Genomic DNA, 18,403 nt, shown 5'->3' on the forward strand with positions numbered 1-18,403 from the left:
CGGGATCAGGCCAGCTTGCGCTGAACCTCCTCACGCTCGAAGATCTCGATGACATCGCCTGCACGGACGTCTTCATAACGCTCGAAGGCCATGCCACATTCCTGACCGGACTGCACTTCCTTGACCTCGTCCTTGAAGCGCTTGAGCGTCTTGAGCGTGCCTTCGTGGATAACCACGTTGTCGCGCAGCAGACGCACGCCGGCCGAACGCCGCGCCACACCTTCGGTGACCAGACAGCCCGCGACGTTGCCGACTCCGGTAATGCGGAAGACCTCCTGGATCTTCGCATAGCCGATGAAGTTTTCGCGCACTTCGGCTTTCAACAGGCCCGAGGCCGCCGACTTGATGTCATCGATCAGGTCGTAGATGATCGAATAATAGCGCAGTTCGACGCCCTTTTGCTGGGCTGCGTTGCGCGCAGTCGCATTTGCGCGGACGTTGAAGCCGATGATCGGTGCGCCAGAAGCCTCGGCCAGACCCACATCGGAATCGGTGATCGCGCCGACGCCATAGTGCAGCACGCGCACTCGGACTTCGTCGTTTCCGATCTTCTCCAGCGCCTGCACGATCGCTTCGGCCGAACCCTGCACGTCGGCTTTCACCAGAACGGGCAGTTCCGACACGCTCTGGTCGGCCTTGGCCTTGGCCATCAGCTGTTCCAGCGTCGTCGCGGCACCGGCTGCGGCGCGCTTGTCCTTGGCGGCCTTCTCGCGGTAGTCCGCGATCTCGCGTGCCTGCGCTTCGGTATCAACCACGTTCAGCACGTCGCCGGCCTGCGGGGCGCCATTGAGGCCCAGCACTTCGACCGGAACCGACGGACCGGCCTCGTCAACGCGGTCGCCCTTGTCGTTGATCAGCGCGCGGACCTTGCCCCACTGTTCGCCCACGACAAAGATGTCGCCGCGCTTCAGCGTGCCGTTTTGAACCAGAACCGTCGCCACCGGACCACGGCCCACATCGAGCTTGGCTTCGATCACGGCGCCCGAGGCTGCCCGGTTCGGGTTTGCCTTCAGTTCCAGAATCTCGGCTTGCAGCGCGATTGCATCGAGCAGATCGCCCAGCCCTTTGCCGGTCTTGGCCGAAACCTCCACGTCCTGCACGTCGCCCGACATCGCCTCGACAACGACTTCGTGCTGCAGCAGATCGGTTCGCACCTTCTGCGGATTCGCATCGGGCTTGTCGCACTTGTTGATCGCCACGATCATCGGAACCTTGGCGGCCTTGGCGTGGTTGATCGCCTCGATCGTCTGCGGCATCACGGCGTCATCGGCAGCAACCACCAGCACAACGATATCCGTCACCTGCGCGCCGCGGGCGCGCATCGAGGTGAAGGCCGCGTGGCCGGGTGTGTCGAGGAAGGTGACAAGGCTGCCATTCGGCGTGGTCACCTGATAGGCACCGATATGCTGGGTGATGCCACCGGCCTCGCCCGAGACGACGTTCGCCTTGCGGATCGCATCCAGCAGCGAGGTCTTGCCGTGGTCGACGTGGCCCATGATCGTCACGATCGGCGGACGCGACTGCAGATCCTCGGCCTTGTCCTCGACGGTGTCGATCACCTGCTCGACGTCGGCGTCCGAGACGCGGACGGCGCGGTGGCCGAACTCTTCGATGATCAGCTCTGCCGTGTCGGCGTCGATGGTCTGGTTCATGTTGACCAGCATGCCCATCTTCATCAGGGCCTTCACGACGTCGGCTGCGCGTTCCGCCATGCGGTTCGCCAGTTCAGACACCACGATGGTCTCGGGCAGTTGCACGTCACGGGCCTGCTTTTCAGCCTTCTGGCCGAAGCCGAGCGCCTTGTTGCGGGCCTTTTCCTGTTTGCGCTTCATCGAGGCGAGCGAGCGAGTGCGCCCGCCTTCGCCATCAAGCGCTGCGGTCAGGGTCAACTTGCCAGAGCGGCGGCCATCCTCACCCTTGCTCTTAGAGGCACGCTCGCGTTCGCGCTCTTCGCGTTCGCGGTCGGTCTTGCGCGGGCTGGAGGTGGCAGCGCCGGTCTTGGCACCCCCGCCACGGGTTTCTTCGCCGGCAGCGGGTGCCGGTGCAGCCGCAGGGGCATCTTTTGCCTTGGGCGCCGCAGCGGCAGCGGCTTGACGGGCCTCTTCCTGCTCACGCTGGGTTTGGGCGCGCGACTTGGTGCCAAGGATATCGGCCTTGCGCTGCGCGGCGGCTGCGACCTTGGCCTCAGCCTCGGCGCGGGCCAGACGCTCTTCCTCTTCGGCCTTGGCGCGCAGGGCGGCCTCGCGGGCGCGCTCCTCACGTTCCTTGGCCTCGATCTCGTCGCGGCGACGCTGGCGATCTTCCTCGCGCTGGCGCTCTTCCTCGGCGCGGCGGGCGGTATCTTCGGCCTCGCGTGCCTTGGCAGCCTTCAGCGCAGCGAGACGGCGTTCCATCTCGGCGTCAGAGATCCCGGCGGGACGCTTGGACGGGTCGCCCAGATGCGGCGCGCCCGATGCGCCAGCCGCCCCCGGAGCACCCGCCTTGGGCACCACGACGCGCTTGCGCTTGGTTTCCACCACCACCGTATTGGTGCGGCCGTGGGAGAAGCTCTGCTTCACCTGACCAGGGCGCTTGCCTGCGCCACCACCAAGCCCGAGGGGTTTTTTGCCGTCTGTATCGCTCATGCCGTCTTCGTATCCTCTCCGGCGGTCTCGCCGCCGTCATGCTGGCCTGCTCCACCCCGGAGCCCGGCAAGCCTTGCCGCTTCCTCTACAACACGGTTGCTGAGTCCACCAGCCGCAAGCGCGCCGTGTATGGCATGTTCACGCCCGAATGCCAAACCGATTTCCTGTGCGGTCAGGCAGCCGATGAACAGCCCCGTCTTCTCGGGCGGGCGCAGCTTGGATTTGCCGCGTTCCGACCCGTCACTGGCCTGGATCAGCACGGTTGCCGTGCCGTTCACCAGCCAGTCTTTCACCTTCTCGTATCCTGTCACCGCAAGGCCTGCCTTGCGGGTCAGACTGATCAGTTCCACCACCCGCCGTGCCAGCATCCCCTCAATCAGGTCAGCCAGCTCGGCAGGTGTCGTCACCTTGGTGCGCGCGGCGCGCGAGAACAGCCCCTTCGCCGCAGCGCGGTCCAGTGCCTCGCGCGTCGAGGTCACCCAGAACCCGCGACCCGGCAGGCGGCCCAGAACATCGGGCACAACCTGACCGTCCGGCCCGGCGACAAAGCGGATCAGCCCGGCCTTCGGCCCGACCTCGCCCGAAACGATGCAACGTCGTTCCGGGCCTTCGCCTGTCTCCTTTTGGCCGCCGCGAGTCATGGAAACCCCGAGGCTCAGGCCTCGGCCTCCTCGTCGGTGCCTTCTTCCTCTTCGCCTGCGGCCTCAAGCTCGGTCGGGTCAACCCAGCCCAGCATGACGCGGGCGGTCATCACAAGGTTCTGCGCCTCTTCCAGCGAGACGTCGAACTTTTCAAGGATGCCTTCGTCCTTCTTGCGCTGGCCGTTCTCGGTCGTCCAGCCGCCGGCAAGCTCCCAGTCGGCGCAGGTCGCAAAGTCTTCCAGCGTCTTGATGCCGTCCTTGGCCAGCGCCTCGATCATCTGGGGCGTCAGCCCTTCGAAGTTGAACAGGCTGTCATCGACGCCCAGTTCGCGCGCGGTTTCAATCGCCTTGCGGTTCTGCTCTTCGATGAAGTCGCGCGCACGGGCCTGCAGCTCCTCGGCGGTGCCTTCGTCGAAGCCATCGATCGACAACAGCTCTTCCTGATCGACGTAGGCCACTTCCTCGAGGTTGGTGAACCCTTCGGCGACCAGAAGTTGCGCCATCATCTCGTCGATGTCGAGCGTGTCCATGAACAGCTTGGTGCGTTCGGCAAACTCGGCCTGACGGCGCTGGCTTTCCTCGGCTTCGGTCATGATGTCGATGTCGAGCGCGGTAAGCTGGCTGGCCAGACGCACGTTCTGGCCGCGACGGCCGATCGCCAGTGACAGTTGCTCGTCCGGAACGACGACCTCGATCTTGCCGGCCTCTTCGTCGAACACCACTTTCGACACTTCGGCCGGTTGCAGCGCGTTCACGAGGAAGGTCGCCGTATCGGCGTTCCACGGAATGATGTCGATCTTTTCGCCCTGAAGTTCGTTCACCACGGCCTGCACGCGGCTGCCGCGCATACCGACGCAGGCGCCCACGGGGTCGATGGAGTTGTCGTAGCTGATCACGGCGATCTTGGCGCGGCTGCCCGGATCGCGGGCCACGGCCTTGATCTCGATGATGCCGTCATAGATTTCCGGCACTTCCATCTTGAACAGCTCGGCCATGAACTGCGGGTCGGTGCGTGACAGGAAGACCTGCGGGCCACGAGTCTCGCGGCGCACGTCCTTGACATAGCAGCGGATACGGTCGTTCGGACGATAGCTTTCGCGGCCGATCTTTTCGTTGCGACGCAGGATGCCTTCGCCCCGGCCGATATCGACGATCAGATTGCCGTATTCCTCGCGCTTGACCACGCCATTGATGATGGTGCCCTTGCGGTCCTTGAACTCTTCGAACTGGCGGTCACGCTCGGCCTCGCGCACCTTTTGCAGGATCACCTGCTTGGCCGATTGCGCGGCGATGCGGCCCAGATCGACCGGGGGAACCTCGTCCACCACCTCGTCGCCGATCTGCGGGTCGGCCAGATAGGATTTTGCCTGACGGACCGTCAGCTGGGCGTGATGGTTCTCGAATTCTTCGTCTGCGACCACGGTGCGGACGCGGGCAAAGGTGGCGCGACCCGTCTTGCGGTCGATCTTGACGCGGATATCAAGCTCGGTGCCGTAGCGCGACTTGGCGGCCCGGGCGAGGCTTTCCTCCATCGCCTGGATGACCAGGTCCGGGTCGATCATCTTTTCCCGCGCAACCGCTTCGGCGGTTTGCAGCAGTTCCAGCTGGTTCGCAGACGTAATCGCCATGATGTCCTCTTGGCCTCTTCAGTGTTTCGTCGCGGGGGCGTCGAGGTCTTCGTCCTCGTCGCCTTCGGTTTCCTCGATCTCGTCGAACTTCGTCTCGTCGATGACGCCGGCTTCCTTGCGCTGGCGCAGCACCTCGGCGATCAGCTCGTCAGTCAGCAAGAGCTTGGCGTCCGACAGCCAGTCGAACTTCAGCCCGATGGTCAGAGTCTCGCCACCTTCCTCGATCTCGATCAGAACCTCGTCGCCCTCGGTTCCTTGCAGGATTCCCTTGAAGCGGCGGCGGCCGTCGATCAGTTCGGTGGTTTCAAGACGTGCCTCATACTCGACCCACATGTCGAAATCCTTCAGCCGCGTCAGCGGCCGGTCGATGCCGGGAGAGGAGACTTCGAGGATGTAGTTGTCCTCGATCGGGTCTTCAACATCCAGCACCGCGGAAATCGCGGTCGAGCAGGTGGCGCATTCGTCAACCTCGATCCCGCCCTCGGGGCGGTCCACCATGATCTGCAGCGTGCGCGTCTTGCCGCCCATCAGGCGGATGCGCACCAGTTCAAACCCCAACCCCTCGATGACGGGCGAGATGATGTCGGCGAGGCGCCGGTCGATGGCAGTCTTGGCGATGAGATCGGTCATGCCTTGCATCCAAAACAAAAAAGCGGGCTCACACGGCCCGCTCGCATTCTTCGGTGGTCCGTCGGTTTGGACCCGACAGCGCCTGTGTTGAGAGGCGATATAGGGCAGTTCCCCCTTCATTGCAAGGACGAAAGCCATGGCGCGCGCCGTGATGGGCGCGCGCCAGTGTCAGGTCAGACCGTGTCGGGGGTGCTGCCCGTGTCCTTGGTCTTCCACAGCGAGACGGCAATACCGGCGCCAAGGATGGCGAAGGTGATGCCAAGCGACCATTCCGGCGGGAATTTCTGCCAGCCCATCAGGTCAGCGATGAAGATCTTCGAGCCGATGAATACCAGCAGGATCGACAGCGCATATTTGAGATAGGCAAAGCGGTGCAGGATCGCCGACAGCGCGAAATAAAGCGCCCTCAGGCCCAGGATCGCGAAGATGTTCGAGGTGTAGACGATGAACGGGTCGGTGGTGATCGTGAACACGGCGGGAACCGAGTCGACCGCAAAGACCAGATCGGCGAACTCGATCATCACCAGCGCAAGGAACAGGGGGGTTGCGAACCACACGAGGCGACCGGTTTTCGGGTCAGGACGTTTCACGAAGAAGTCGTGCCCCTCGATCTCGTCCGTCACATGGAACCGCTTGTGCAGGAACTTGACCAGCGGGTTGGAATGCAGATCAGGCTCCTTGTCCGAGGCAAAGAGCATCTTGATGCCGGTCAGGATCAGGAAGACCGCGAAGATGTAGAGCACCCAGTGGTACGAGGCGACGATCGTTGCGCCCAGACCGATCATGATGCCACGCAGCACGATCACGCCGAGGATACCCCAGAACAGCACGCGGTGCTGATAGACGCGCGGCACGGCGAAGAAGCCGAAGATGAGCGCGATGACGAAGATGTTGTCGAGGGCCAGCGTCTTTTCGACGACGAAGGCCGTCAGATACTGTGCCGTCGCCGTTCCGCCCATCTGCCACCAGACAAAGCCTGAGAAGCCGAGGCCAAGCGCGATATAGCCGGCCGACATCTTCAGGCTTTCGGCCACACCGATCTCATGGTCGGTCTTGTTGAAGACGCCAAGGTCCAGCACCAGAAGTGTCAGGACCAGCGTGATGAATACGAGCCACATCCAGATTGGTGTGCCCAGAAACAGGGATGTCAGAAGTTCCACGATACAGACCTCTTTTCGCATTTTACGCGCCGAGGTCCGCTTCAGATCCATGAAAATGGCTCCGGGCTGACATCGAGCGCACTCGATGCGGTCCGACATCACGACTTTCGTCGCCAGAGGGGCCCGGTCCGCTCCTGATAGATGGTTCCATCGTCCGGGGTTTCAACCCCCTTCGGGCAAAGTTTCTGTGCCGCGGTTGTCCCGCCAGATCCGCCAGTTAAGTGGCGCCGCCAGGGACAGCCAGCCCGCATAGGGCAGGATCATCACGAACGCCCAGCCATCAAGCGCCCAGAAGGTCCAGAGCATCCCCAGAACCGCCACGCACAGGCCACCCATCACGATGACACTCAGGCCCATGCGCCGCGCCCCGAAGAAAGTGGGGGTCCAGAGCGTGTTGAGCGCGATCTGAAGTGACCAGAAGGCCAGCGCCTGACCGCTGCCCGCGATCGCCGCGACCCGTGCCGCGGCCAGTGACGACAGGATGTAGATCGTGGTCCAGGCGACCGGAAACATCCAGTTCTTCGGTCGCCAGTCTGGCTTGGCCAGGCTTTCATACCAGTCGCCCGGCTTGAACATCCATCCGGTCATGCCGGCTGCAAGGCTGGCGCCAAGGAAGGGCAGAAGCAGCGCCCAGTCAAAACCCGTCGTCGTTTCCATATCAACCTTCCCGGACAGAAGCGCGCAGCCCGTCCATCACATGCACCAACTCGGCCGAGATGCCGGGCTCGGACAAGGCATGCCCGGCCATGCCGATCAGCCGCAGGTCGCAGCGACGCCAGCCCTGCGCCAGTCGGTGCGCGCTGACCGGCGGGCAGATCATGTCGTAGCGGCCTTGCACCACATTGGCGCCAATATGTTCGATCCGGTCGCGCTGTGCGAGGATCCAGCCGTCATGGTCCAGAAAGCAGCCATTGGCGAAATAGTGGTTCTCAAGCCGGGCAAAGGCGCGGGCATATTCAGAGGGGCTTTCCATATGCATCCCGTCGGTCGCGACCGAGGCAAGCGCGTTTTCCCACTGTGCCCAAAGTCGGGCAAAGCGCATCTCTTCGACCATGTTCCCTGAAAAAAGCCTGCGGTGATAGGCGGCGATCAGGTCGCCGCGTTCAGCTTCGGGGATAGGATCGATGAAGCGCGCCCAAAGCTCGGGGAAGAATGCTCCGGCGCCGCCGCCATAGAACCAGTCCAGTTCGGCCCGCGTGCCAAGGAACACGCCGCGCAGCACCATGTGGCGCACGCGATCGGGATGGGTGATGGCATAGGTCAGGGCAAGCGTCGCACCCCAACTGCCGCCAAACAGGATGAACTGCGCGATGCCCAGTGTCTCGCGGATCGACTCGATATCGGCGATGAGGTCCCAAGTGGTATTGGCAAGCACCGCGGCGGTCGGGCGCGACCGGCCGCAGCCGCGCTGGTCAAACAGCACCGTGCGATAGACCGCGGGGTCGAAATAGCGCCGCATCGCCGGACTGCAGCCGCCGCCCGGTCCGCCGTGCAGTACCAGCACCGGCACCCCATCGCGCCGCCCGCATTGCTCGACATAGATGCGGTGACCATCGCCCATGTCGATCACGCGCTGATCGAACGGCTCGATCGGCGGATAAAGATATTCGACTGCGCGCTTTTGGCCTGATCTGTGATCCATGAGCGTATTATATAGCGTGGGTGAAAGCCTCTGCCAGAAAAACCGCAAGACAACCGGAGACCAACATGTCCACCACGATCGACGCAGCCGAAGTTGCGAAGTTTGAGGCGATGGCCGCCGAATGGTGGGACCCCAACGGCAAGTTCAAGCCGCTGCACCAGATGAATCCCTGCCGGCTGCACTACATCACCAGCCAGATCTCGGCCGAATTCGACCGCAACCTGACGCAGCCGCATCCCTTTGCGGGGCTCCGTATCCTCGACATCGGTTGCGGCGGGGGATTGTTGTCCGAGCCGATGGCCCGTCTTGGCGCGACCGTGGTGGGCGCCGACGCGGCCGAGCGCAATATCCCCGTCGCACAGCTTCATGCCGAACAATCGGGCCTGACCATCGACTATCGTAACACAACCGCCGAGGCGCTGGCCGAGGCGGGTGAGCAGTTCGATATCGTCCTGAACATGGAAGTGGTAGAGCATGTGGCCGATCCGCTGGCCTATCTGACGGCCTGCCAGCACCTTTTGAAGCCCGGCGGGCTGATGATCTGCTCGACGCTGAACCGCAACGCGAAAAGCTTTGCCATGGCGATTGTCGGGGCGGAATGGGTGATGCGCTGGTTACCCAAAGGCACGCATGACTGGCAGAAGTTCATCACCCCGGAAGAGCTGTATGACCTGATCCGTCGCGCCGGGCTGACCCCGGTGGACCGCAAGGGCATGGTCTTCAACCCGATCAGCTGGAGCTGGAGCCTCTCGGACCGCGACCTTTCGGTGAATTACGTCACCGCCAGCGTCAAGCGCTGATGCTGTTCTGGCCGATTCTCGCGATTGGCGGCCTTTTGGGCGGGACTGCGCTGCATGTGCAGTTTCCGCAGGCCCGTTGGGTCGTCTGGTTGTTTGTGCTGGCCCTTTTGGCGGTGGCGGTGCTGCGGGTTGTCACGCCCTGGGGTTGGCATGCGCTGGCGCTTTGCGCGGTGCTGGTTGGAGGCTGGTATCTGTCGCTGGCGCCCCGGCAGGATCGCGACTGGGCGCCCGAACTCTCGCGCATTGTAAGTGCCGATATCGACGGACCCATTGTCACCCTGCATGACGTGCGGGATTTTCGCTGGCACGACCGCGACAACGGCGAGGCGCGCTGGCGCGACATGGTGGTCAACCTCGACCAGTTGCAATCGGCAGACATGATCACCTCGGTCTGGTCCAACCCGAAGATCGCGCATCTGCTGGTCAGCTTCGGCTTTGCGGATGGCCAGCGTGTCGTGTTCTCGGTCGAGATCCGGCGCGAGAAGGGGGAATTCTTCAGCAACATCGGTGGCTTCTTCCGCCAGTTTGAACTGGCGCTGATCGCGGCCACCGAAGAGGACATCGTCAAGCTTCGGACCAATCACCGGGTAGAGGATGTACGGCTTTATCCCCTGCGCCTGACGCCCGAGCAATTGCGCCCATTGTTCCTTGCCTATCTCGAGTTGGGCAACCACCTGGCGCGCACGCCCGAGTTCTACAACACCGTAACCGCGAACTGCACGACGGTGGTCTGGCAACTGGTCCGTGTGCTCAAGCCAGATCTGCCGCTGCACCGCGGTCTGCTTCTTTCGGGCCTATTGCCCGACTGGCTATATCAGTTGGGCGTCCTTGATGGAGAAGACGGCCTTGATACGCTGCGCGAGTCTGCCCGCATCACCGACAGGGCACGGGCGGCACCCGAAGGTGCCGACTTTTCTGCCGTGATCCGGGCGCGTTGACCGCGCGCCCTGTTGGCCTTTCCGCCGTCACTCGATCTCGGCCGAGCGCGCCCAGAGGTTGATATCCTCCTCGGCCGCAATCCGGTCAATCTCGGCCAACTCCTCAGGCGTGAAATCAAGGTTCTGGATCGCACCCGCGCAATCGACCACCTGTTCGGGCTTTGATGCCCCGATCAGCGCTGTCGTGATCCCGCCCTCGCGCAGCACCCATGCAATGGCCATCTGCGCCAGAGTCTGTCCACGACGCTGGGCCAGCGCATCAAGCGCGCGGACCGATTCAATCGCCCGTGGGGTGATGGTCGCGGGATCGAGGCTCTTGCCCTGGGTGGCGCGGCTGCCCTCGGGGATACCGCCCAGATACTTTTTCGTCAGGATGCCCTGCGCCAGCGGCGTGAAGGCGATGGAGCCCACGCCAAGCGCGGCCAGCGTATCCTTCAGCCCGTCATGTTCGACCCAGCGGTTGAGGATATTATAGCTCGGCTGGTGGATCAGAAGCGGGGTGCCCAGGTCCTTCAGGATCGCCACTGCCTCGCGCGTGCGCTGACTGTTGTAGCTGGAAATGCCGATGTAGAGCGCGCGCCCTGAGCGCACGATATGGTCCAGCGCCCCCATCGTCTCTTCCAGCGGCGTCTCGGGATCAAACCGGTGCGAGTAGAAGATATCGACGTAGTCGAGGCCCATGCGCTTCAAGCTCTGGTCGCAAGAGGCAATCACATATTTGCGGCTGCCCCATTCGCCATAAGGGCCCGGCCACATGTCATATCCGGCCTTGGAGCTGATGATCAGCTCATCGCGATAGCCCGCGAAATCCTGTTTCAGGATCTGGCCGAATGCCTCTTCGGCGCTGCCAAAGGGCGGGCCATAGTTGTTGGCGAGATCAAAATGGGTGATGCCAAGGTCGAACGCAGTCTGGCAGATCGCGCGCTTTGTTGCGTGGGGCGTATCCTCGCCGAAGTTGTGCCAAAGGCCAAGGCTGATCGCAGGCAGCTTCAGGCCAGAATTGCCGCATTTGCGATAGACCATCCGGTCATAGCGGGCATCGTCGGGAATGTAGCGCTTGGGAAATCGGCTCATGGGGTCCTCCTGTCGGCCATTGTGATAGCGCAATCATCCGCGGGGGCAATCCTTGGCGTGGGCAGGCCATTGTCACACGACTTGCACCTAAAGGTCATAGGCCCTATGTGAGGCCGCTCTTGTCCCTTTGGCCCCGGGGGGGAATCGCGATGATCCAGACGCCATACTACCTGATTGACCGGGCAAAGCTTGCGCGCAACATGGAGATCATTGACCGCCTGCGCACGCAGTCGGGCGCCAAGGCCTTGCTTGCGCTGAAGTGCTTTGCCACCTGGCCGGTCTTTGACCAGATGCGCGAGCATATGGACGGGACCACCTCGTCGAGCCTTTATGAGCTGCGTCTCGGGCGCGAGAAATTCGGCCGTGAAACCCACGCCTATTCGGTCGGCTGGTCCGACCACGAGATCGCCGAGGCGGTGGGCTATGCCGACAAGATCATCTTCAACTCAATCGGTCAGCTAGAGCGGTTCGACAATCAGTCCGCCCAGATCGAGCGGGGCCTGCGGCTGAACCCGCGCTTTTCCACGAGCGGCTTTGACCTGGCCGACCCGGCACGTCCGTTCAGCCGTCTGGGCGAATGGGATCAGGCCAGGATCGAGACCGTGATGGACCGCATTTCGGGCTTCATGATCCATTACAACTGCGAGAACGCCGATTTCGACCTGTTTGATCGCCAGCTTGCGCGGATCGAGGAGGAATTCGGCGGGCTTCTGAAGCGCCTGAAATGGGTCAGCCTTGGGGGCGGCATCCACTTCACCGGCGAGGGTTATCCGGTCGACCGGCTGGCCACCCGCCTGCGTGGATTTGCCGACCGTTTCGGCGTGCAGGTGTATCTTGAGCCGGGCGAGGCAGCGATCACCAATGCGGCGAGCCTCGAGGTTTCGGTGATCGACATCCTGAACAACGGCAAGGATCTGGCGATCGTCGACAGTTCGGTCGAGGCGCATATGCTTGACCTTCTTATCTATCGCCAGTCCGCCAAGATGGAGGTGACGGGCGATCACCCCTATATGATCTGCGGCAAGTCGTGTCTGGCGGGGGACATCTTTGGTGAGTTCAGCTTCCCCGCCCCGCTGAGCGTGGGGGATCGGCTGTCGATCGCCGACGCCGCTGGCTACACGATGGTCAAGAAGAACTGGTTCAACGGCGTCAAGATGCCGTCCATCGTTGTGAAGGAACTCGACGGCTCGCTGAGCGTCAAACGTGAGTTCGGCTATGAAGACTATGCCTCAAGCCTCGGGTGATCCGGGGCTGAACGAGGCGCTTCCCTCTGTCCTTGAAGGAGACGGTTCGAAGTGAAACGGAACGTGTTGATCATCGGTGCGGGTGGCGTGGCCCAGGTCGTGGCGCATAAATGTGCGCAGAACAACGACCGGCTGGGCGACCTGCATATCGCAAGCCGCACCAAGTCCAAATGCGAGGCCATCATTGCCAGCGTTCATGAGAAGAACGCGATGAAGGTGCCCGGCGTCTTTACGGCCCATGCCGTGAACGCGATGGATCCGGCCGAGGTTGCGGCGCTGATCCGCGATACCGGCGCGCAGATCGTGATCAACGTGGGTTCTGCCTTCGTCAACATGACCGTTCTCGAGGCCTGCATAGAGACCGGCGTTGCCTATATGGACACCGCCATTCACGAGGATCCGAAGAAGATCTGCGAGACGCCGCCATGGTACGGCAACTACGAATGGCAGCGCCGCGACCGCTGCAAGGCGGCGGGTGTGACCGCGATCCTTGGCATCGGCTTCGACCCCGGTGTGGTGAATGCCTGGGCGCGCGTGGCCGAGGGGATGCTCGACAAGATCACCTCGATCGACATCGTGGACATCAACGCAGGCAGCCATGGCAAGTGGTTCGCCACCAACTTTGATCCAGAGATCAACTTCCGCGAATTTACCGGCACGGTTTATTCCTGGCAGAAGGGGGCCTGGCAGTCGAACAGCATGTTCGAGGTGGGCCGGGTCTGGAACCTGCCCGTTGTCGGCGACCAGAAGGCCTATCTGACCGGCCATGACGAAGTGCACAGCCTGTCCGCCCGCTACAAGGACGCCGATGTGCGGTTCTGGATGGGCTTTGGCGATCACTACATCAACGTCTTTACCGTGCTGAAAAACCTCGGTCTTCTGTCCGAAAAGCCCGTGAAGACTGCCGAGGGGCTGGAGGTCGTGCCGCTTAAGGTCGTGAAGGCGGTTCTGCCCGATCCGGCCAGCCTTGCGCCGAACTATACCGGCAAGACCTGCATCGGTGATGTGGTCCGGGGCCTCAAGGATGGCGCGGAAAAAGAGATCCTGATCTACAACGTGGCCGATCACAAGGAAGCCTATGAAGAGGTCGGCGCGCAGGGCATCAGCTATACTGCAGGCGTCCCGCCCGTGGCCGCCGCCATTCTGATCGCAGACGGTACCTGGGATGTTGGGACGATGGTCAATGTCGAGGAGCTTGATCCGCGACCGTTCATCAATCTGTTGAACACGATGGGCCTGCCGAGCCGCATCAAGGACGAGACCGGCGACCGCGCGCTGGAGTTCTGATCAAGCGCCGGGGGCTTCGCGCCCCCGGCCCCCCTACCTCTTCATCATCGCAAGACGGATCAGCGCCCGTTCCATGACGGCCATCGCCGGCGCCTTTGAAGAAGATCGCAGCGTCAGGTCGGTCTCCACGATCAGGCCCAAGGCATCCTCCAGTCGGCGCACGCCCCAGTCACTCGCCTGACGGGCGATGCGGTCCTTGCGGGGGCCGCGCAGCCGGAATGAGGCGGGGCCACGCGGGTCAACCGCGAGGGCATGGAGCAGCCGGAAGTGGCGCATGGCGAAAATGCACAGTGTGACGGGCTGCACGCCCTGACCCTCAAGCCGTCGCATGATCTGGCCCACTTGGGCGCCGCGGCCTTCGGAGACAGCGTCGAGTACATCATCCACCTCGGCCTCGAGCGTTGCGGGGGCCATGGCGGCGACATCGGCGCTTGTCAGGGCTGTGGCATCGCCCCATTTGTAGAGCGCGATCTTTTCCACGGTTTGCCGAAAATCCCCCGGGTCCAACTCTTTCGCCAGCGACAAGAGATCGGTCATCGCCTCGCGGTCAATCTCTGTCAGGCCGCTTTTGCGCAGCGTGGCCTCGATCTCCTCGCGTGAGGGTGGGTCATCATAGATGCCGATGCAGCGGGCGGTGGGGTGCGCCTCGAACAGCTTGACCAGCGTGGATTTGGCGGTCAGCGACGAGGAGGTAATCACGATCTGTGCGTCACCTGGCCGCCAGTCCTTCAGCGCCTCGGTGACTGCAGAGGCGAGCGTGTCGGTCGCATCCTCGACAAAGGCCACGCGAGGGCCGGGAAAGAAACCTTGCGCCTTCATGGCATCCATGAGCGCGGCGGGGTCCTTGCGGACATCGGCGCCTTGCAGCCGGGCAAGGCGCATTTCGCCTTCCCCTTCGGGCCCGATCAACGCAAGGATCACTTCCTGACGGCGCAGCGCCACGCGCATCGCATCCTGCCCGAAGATCAGCAGTCCCGCCGCGGTTGGGTCGGGCTTGCCGAAATAGGCGACTGCCGCGGCGCCCGTCAGCTTCATCGCAGGCTGCCGACCGAGGCCACCAGACGTGTGACAATCTGATCGGCGAGAATTCGCATCAGGCGATAGGCCGCGTCCTCTTCTGCCGACAGACCCGAGACGGTCGACCCTGTTGCCGACCATGCGGTGAAGCTTTGTGCCACGCCCTCGGTCAGGCGGTTGCCATCCATGTCGCTAAGCTGCCAGTCGATCCGGCCACGCAAGTGATAGCGCGTGATGGCGTTTTCAGGCGTCACGCCCACGCCCACACGATCCGTCCGGATCTGGTAGGACAGGTTGAAGCGCGGGTTCGACGGACGGCCCAGTCGTTCTTCCAACCGTTCGACCAGATCAAACCCGTCCTTGGTATCGGGGCTGTCAACCCGCACGGCGCCCTGCAGCGCGGCCGCTGGTCCGCCGGGGGCATAGGCAGGCGTAAAGGTGCAGCCCGCGAGGGCGGCACCGGCCATGGTCATAAAGTTACGGCGTTTATACCACGACATTGATGATGCGGCCCGGGACGACGATGATCTTCTTCACCGGCTGGCCGGCAAGGAACCTGACCACATCCTCGTCGGCCAGCGCAATCTTTTCAACCTCGGCGGCGGGCATGGTCTTTGGCACGCTGATTTCCGCCCGGCGCTTGCCGTTGATCTGGATCGGCAGCGTGACATTGTCCTCAACCAGCAGGGCAGGGTCTGCCTTCGGCCATGGCGCGCGCGCGACCAGACCTTCGCCGCCCAGCATCACCCAGACCTCTTCGGCCAGATGCGGGACCATGGGCGACATGAGCTGTGCCATGGTGCGCATGGCGTCGCGCTTGGCCCCGCCCCCCGCCTTCGACTTCGACAGCGTATTGGTAAAGGCGTAGAGCGCCGCGACCGATTTGTTGAAGGCAAAGCCCTCGATCCCCTGGGTCACGTCCTGAATGGCGCGGGCGGCGGCGCGGGCCAGAGCGATATCCTCATCGCCCGCAGGCGTCTCATCGCGGCTGATCTCGTCGGCCAGACGCCAGACCCGGCCCAGATGCTTCGCCGTCGCCTCGGCACCGGCTGAAGTCCATTCCACATCCCGCTCGGGTGGGCTGTCCGACATCACGAACCAGCGCGCGGTATCGGCGCCGAAATCGCGGATGATGTTCATCGGATCGACGACATTCTTCTTGGACTTGGACATCTTGGCCGAGGGGATTACCTCGACGGCCGTGCCATCGGCCAGCGTGGCGCCAGTCTCAGAGCGGATCACATCCTCGGGCAGGTGATAGACCGGGCGACCATTGCCATCCCGCGTCAGGTAGATCTCATGCGTCACCATGCCTTGGGTGAAGAGCGCGTTGAACGGCTCGCGCGCCTTGGCGGGCAGGTGGCCCGTCTCGTTCATCGCGCGGGCGAAGAAGCGGCTGTAAAGCAGGTGCAGAATCGCGTGCTCGATGCCGCCGATGTACTGGTCGACGTTCATCCAGTAGTCGGCATCCTCGGCCACGGTGGGGGTATTGGCGCGCGGCGCGGTGAAGCGGGCATAGTACCAGGACGAATCGACGAAGGTGTCCATCGTGTCGGTTTCGCGTCTGGCCGCAGCCCCGCATTTCGGGCAGGTGGTCTTGGCCCAGGTCGGGTGGCGATCCAGCGGATTGCCCGGCTTGTCGAAGCTGACATCATAGGGCAACTCGACCGGCAGGTTTTCCTTCTTCTCGGGCACGACGCCGCAGGTCGCGCAATGCACAACCGGGATCGGGCATCCCCAGTAGCGCTGCCGCGACACGCCCCAGTCCCGCAGCCGGAACTTCGTCACGCCCTGTCCAAAGCCGCGCTGTTCGGCAAGCGCGATGGCCTCGGCCACGCCTTCGTCGCCGGTCATCAGGGTGCTGCCGTTGACGCCACGAATGTAGCGCACCCGCTCGGACTTCATCGGGGTGAAAGCTTCCGTCAGCGTGGTTTCATCGGTGCCTTCGGCCACAAAGACGGGCGTGATCGGCAGGTGATACTTGGTGGCGAATTCAAAGTCCCGCTGGTCATGGGCGGGGCAGCCGAAGATCGCGCCGGTGCCATAGTCCATCAGGATGAAGTTGGCGATGTAGACGGGCAATTCCCAAGCCGGATCAAGCGGATGCCTGACGCGGATGCCGGTATCAAGCCCCAGCTTCTCGGCCGTCTGCAGCGCCTCTTCGCTGGTGCCCACGCGCCGACATTCGGCGACAAAGGCCGCGATCGCGGGGTTCGTCGCCTCAAGCGCCTTGGCCAGCGGATGGTCAGGGCTGATCCCGGCAAAAGAGGCGCCCATCAGCGTGTCGGGACGGGTGGTATAGACCTCCAGCCGGTCGAATCCGGCAGGGGCGCCCACGGTATCAAAGCTGAACTGCAGCCCGCGCGACTTGCCGATCCAGTTGGCCTGCATCAGGCGCACCTTTTCCGGCCAGTCCTTCAGACCATCCAGCGCATCCAAGAGATCGCCCGCCATGTCGCTGATCTTGAAGAACCACTGCGTGAGCTCGCGCCGTTCGACCGCCGCGCCCGAGCGCCAGCCCTTGCCGTCGATCACCTGCTCATTGGCAAGCACGGTCATGTCGACCGGGTCCCAGTTGACCACGGCCGCCTTGCGATAGACGAGGCCCCTTTCCATCATGTCGATGAACATGGCCTGCTGCTGACCGTAGTATTCCGGATCGCAGGTGGCGAACTCGCGGCTCCAGTCGATCGACAGACCTAGCGGTTTCATCTGACCGCGCATGTCGGCGATATTGCCGTAGGTCCAGTCCTTCGGGTGGCCACCACGTTCCATCGCGGCATTCTCGGCTGGCATGCCGAAGGCGTCCCAGCCCATCGGGTGCAGCACCGAATAGCCGCAGGAGGATTTGTAGCGCGCGACCACGTCGCCCATGGTGTAATTGCGCACATGGCCCATATGGATGCGCCCCGAAGGATAGGGGAACATCTCGAGCACGTAGTATTTCGGGCGGGCTGCGTCGCGCGTGGCGGTGAAAACCCCGGCCTTGTCCCAGGCCTCTTGCCATTTCGCCTCGATCAGGCCGGGTTCGTAGCGCGACATGCTTGCCTCATTCCACAGGATTGCCGGGCGGAATTACACCGATGGCGCAGCAAAGGTCCAGCCCGGGCAGACGTTATCGCCCGTGACAGTCGCGCTTGACGGCGGTGCGGGCGCCTTACAGCTGGCTGTCGCGGACCCGAAGGGCCCGCGCACGGGTCAGGATCGCATCCTCGACCGCGCGCTGCGTCTCGGTCGAGACGGCGGCGCCACCCCGGCCCTGCAGCGACACCTTCAGCGACCGGGCATCAAGCGCGGGGTCGCTGACGTAGATGGTGGCGCGATAGGTGCGCCCGCCACCCGGCGGGGTGCCATAGCCGGTGACGATCACACCGGTGAACGGGTCGACGGATTCGATCGGCAGGAAGTTCAGCACCTCGAGCGAGGCCTGCCAGAGGTATTTGTTCACCTCGACCGTGGTGTTGGGGTCGTTGGCGTTCGAGAACAGATCCCAGATGGTCGAGTCGGTATCGTCGAAACCATCATTGCCCTTGCGCGACTTCTCCAGCGCCTCGGCCTGGGCCTGCGATGCGGCGCGGCGATCGTAGTCCGTGGCGCTTGGGGCGGCATCCCCGCCGAATGGGTTGGATCCAAAGCCGCCGCCGCAGCCCGAAAGCAGCAGAACGATACACCCTGCGGATGCAGCCAGGCCTTTGACGTTCATTCCCGTCCCCTTGTC

General features: G+C 63.2%; 15 protein-coding genes and 2 pseudogenes. 4 read left to right on the top strand and 13 right to left on the bottom strand.

Features of this window, described 5'->3' with window-relative positions; genetic code table 11:
* Window positions 1–5: 5 nt before the first annotated feature.
* From infB to pip, 8 genes and pseudogenes are all read right to left on the bottom strand, one after another.
* A pseudogene (infB, locus tag FQU74_RS17155) lies at window positions 6–2,114 on the bottom strand (translation initiation factor IF-2); the annotation flags it as partial.
* Between the two features lie 69 nt (window positions 2,115–2,183).
* Window positions 2,184–2,624, bottom strand: a pseudogene (locus tag FQU74_RS19805) (translation initiation factor IF-2 associated domain-containing protein); the annotation flags it as partial.
* On the bottom strand, window positions 2,621–3,265 hold the full coding sequence (locus tag FQU74_RS17160) for an RNA-binding protein (RefSeq protein ID WP_146287708.1): 645 nt from the start codon (window positions 3,263–3,265) through the stop codon (window positions 2,621–2,623). The pseudogene FQU74_RS19805 and the gene FQU74_RS17160, both read right to left, overlap by 4 nt.
* A 14-nt stretch (window positions 3,266–3,279) precedes the next feature.
* Complete coding sequence (gene nusA / locus FQU74_RS17165; protein WP_146287709.1) at window positions 3,280–4,893, bottom strand: transcription termination factor NusA; 1,614 nt, start codon at window positions 4,891–4,893, stop codon at window positions 3,280–3,282.
* An 18-nt stretch (window positions 4,894–4,911) separates the two neighbouring features.
* On the bottom strand, window positions 4,912–5,523 hold the full coding sequence (gene rimP, locus FQU74_RS17170; protein ID WP_146287710.1) for a ribosome maturation factor RimP: 612 nt from the start codon (window positions 5,521–5,523) through the stop codon (window positions 4,912–4,914).
* Window positions 5,524–5,696: 173 nt separating this feature from the next.
* A complete protein-coding gene (locus FQU74_RS17175; RefSeq protein ID WP_229704424.1) occupies window positions 5,697–6,734 on the bottom strand; it encodes a TerC family protein in 1,038 nt (345 codons plus the stop codon).
* 111 nt (window positions 6,735–6,845) lie between these two features.
* Window positions 6,846–7,340, bottom strand: coding sequence for a tryptophan-rich sensory protein TspO (tspO, locus tag FQU74_RS17180; protein WP_146287711.1), 495 nt, complete (start codon window positions 7,338–7,340; stop codon window positions 6,846–6,848).
* 1 nt (window position 7,341) lies between these two features.
* Window positions 7,342–8,325: a prolyl aminopeptidase gene (gene pip, locus FQU74_RS17185; RefSeq protein WP_146287712.1), complete on the bottom strand. Its 984-nt coding sequence runs from the start codon at window positions 8,323–8,325 to the stop codon at window positions 7,342–7,344.
* Window positions 8,326–8,390: 65 nt separating this feature from the next.
* Here pip and ubiG point away from each other — a divergent pair, with 65 nt between their 5' ends.
* Window positions 8,391–9,125, top strand: a complete 735-nt coding sequence (gene ubiG, locus FQU74_RS17190; RefSeq protein ID WP_146287713.1) for a bifunctional 2-polyprenyl-6-hydroxyphenol methylase/3-demethylubiquinol 3-O-methyltransferase UbiG — start codon at window positions 8,391–8,393, stop codon at window positions 9,123–9,125.
* Entirely contained in the window at window positions 9,125–10,063 is a 939-nt protein-coding gene (locus FQU74_RS17195) for an Lnb N-terminal periplasmic domain-containing protein (protein ID WP_146287714.1), read from the top strand. The genes ubiG and FQU74_RS17195 overlap by 1 nt, the downstream gene beginning before the upstream one ends.
* Window positions 10,064–10,090: 27 nt before the next feature.
* Here FQU74_RS17195 and mgrA read toward each other — a convergent pair whose 3' ends face one another.
* Entirely contained in the window at window positions 10,091–11,137 is a 1,047-nt protein-coding gene (gene mgrA, locus FQU74_RS17200) for an L-glyceraldehyde 3-phosphate reductase (RefSeq protein WP_146287715.1), read from the bottom strand.
* A 149-nt stretch (window positions 11,138–11,286) separates the two neighbouring features.
* Between mgrA and nspC the strand changes: the two genes are divergently transcribed.
* On the top strand, window positions 11,287–12,381 hold the full coding sequence (gene nspC, locus FQU74_RS17205; protein WP_146287716.1) for a carboxynorspermidine decarboxylase: 1,095 nt from the start codon (window positions 11,287–11,289) through the stop codon (window positions 12,379–12,381).
* Window positions 12,382–12,432: 51 nt separating this feature from the next.
* Window positions 12,433–13,668: a saccharopine dehydrogenase family protein gene (locus tag FQU74_RS17210; RefSeq protein WP_146287717.1), complete on the top strand. Its 1,236-nt coding sequence runs from the start codon at window positions 12,433–12,435 to the stop codon at window positions 13,666–13,668.
* Between the two features lie 33 nt (window positions 13,669–13,701).
* Here the strand turns inward: FQU74_RS17210 and holA are convergent, their stop codons facing one another.
* The 4 genes from holA to FQU74_RS17230 all read right to left on the bottom strand — a co-directional run bounded on the left by holA (window position 13,702) and on the right by FQU74_RS17230 (window position 18,388).
* Window positions 13,702–14,703: a DNA polymerase III subunit delta gene (gene holA, locus FQU74_RS17215; RefSeq protein ID WP_146287718.1), complete on the bottom strand. Its 1,002-nt coding sequence runs from the start codon at window positions 14,701–14,703 to the stop codon at window positions 13,702–13,704.
* Window positions 14,700–15,152, bottom strand: coding sequence for an LPS assembly lipoprotein LptE (lptE, locus tag FQU74_RS17220; protein WP_229704425.1), 453 nt, complete (start codon window positions 15,150–15,152; stop codon window positions 14,700–14,702). The genes holA and lptE overlap by 4 nt, the downstream gene beginning before the upstream one ends.
* Window positions 15,153–15,171: 19 nt before the next feature.
* Window positions 15,172–17,727 (bottom strand): leucine--tRNA ligase, encoded by a 2,556-nt coding sequence (gene leuS, locus FQU74_RS17225; RefSeq protein WP_146287720.1) that lies wholly within the window; start codon window positions 17,725–17,727, stop codon window positions 15,172–15,174.
* Window positions 17,728–17,842: 115 nt separating this feature from the next.
* On the bottom strand, window positions 17,843–18,388 hold the full coding sequence (locus tag FQU74_RS17230) for a DUF3576 domain-containing protein (protein ID WP_146287721.1): 546 nt from the start codon (window positions 18,386–18,388) through the stop codon (window positions 17,843–17,845).
* Window positions 18,389–18,403 lie beyond the last annotated feature (15 nt).

The sequence above is a fragment of the Gemmobacter aquaticus genome, from assembly GCF_007859075.1.
Lineage (GTDB): Bacteria > Pseudomonadota > Alphaproteobacteria > Rhodobacterales > Rhodobacteraceae > Gemmobacter > Gemmobacter aquaticus.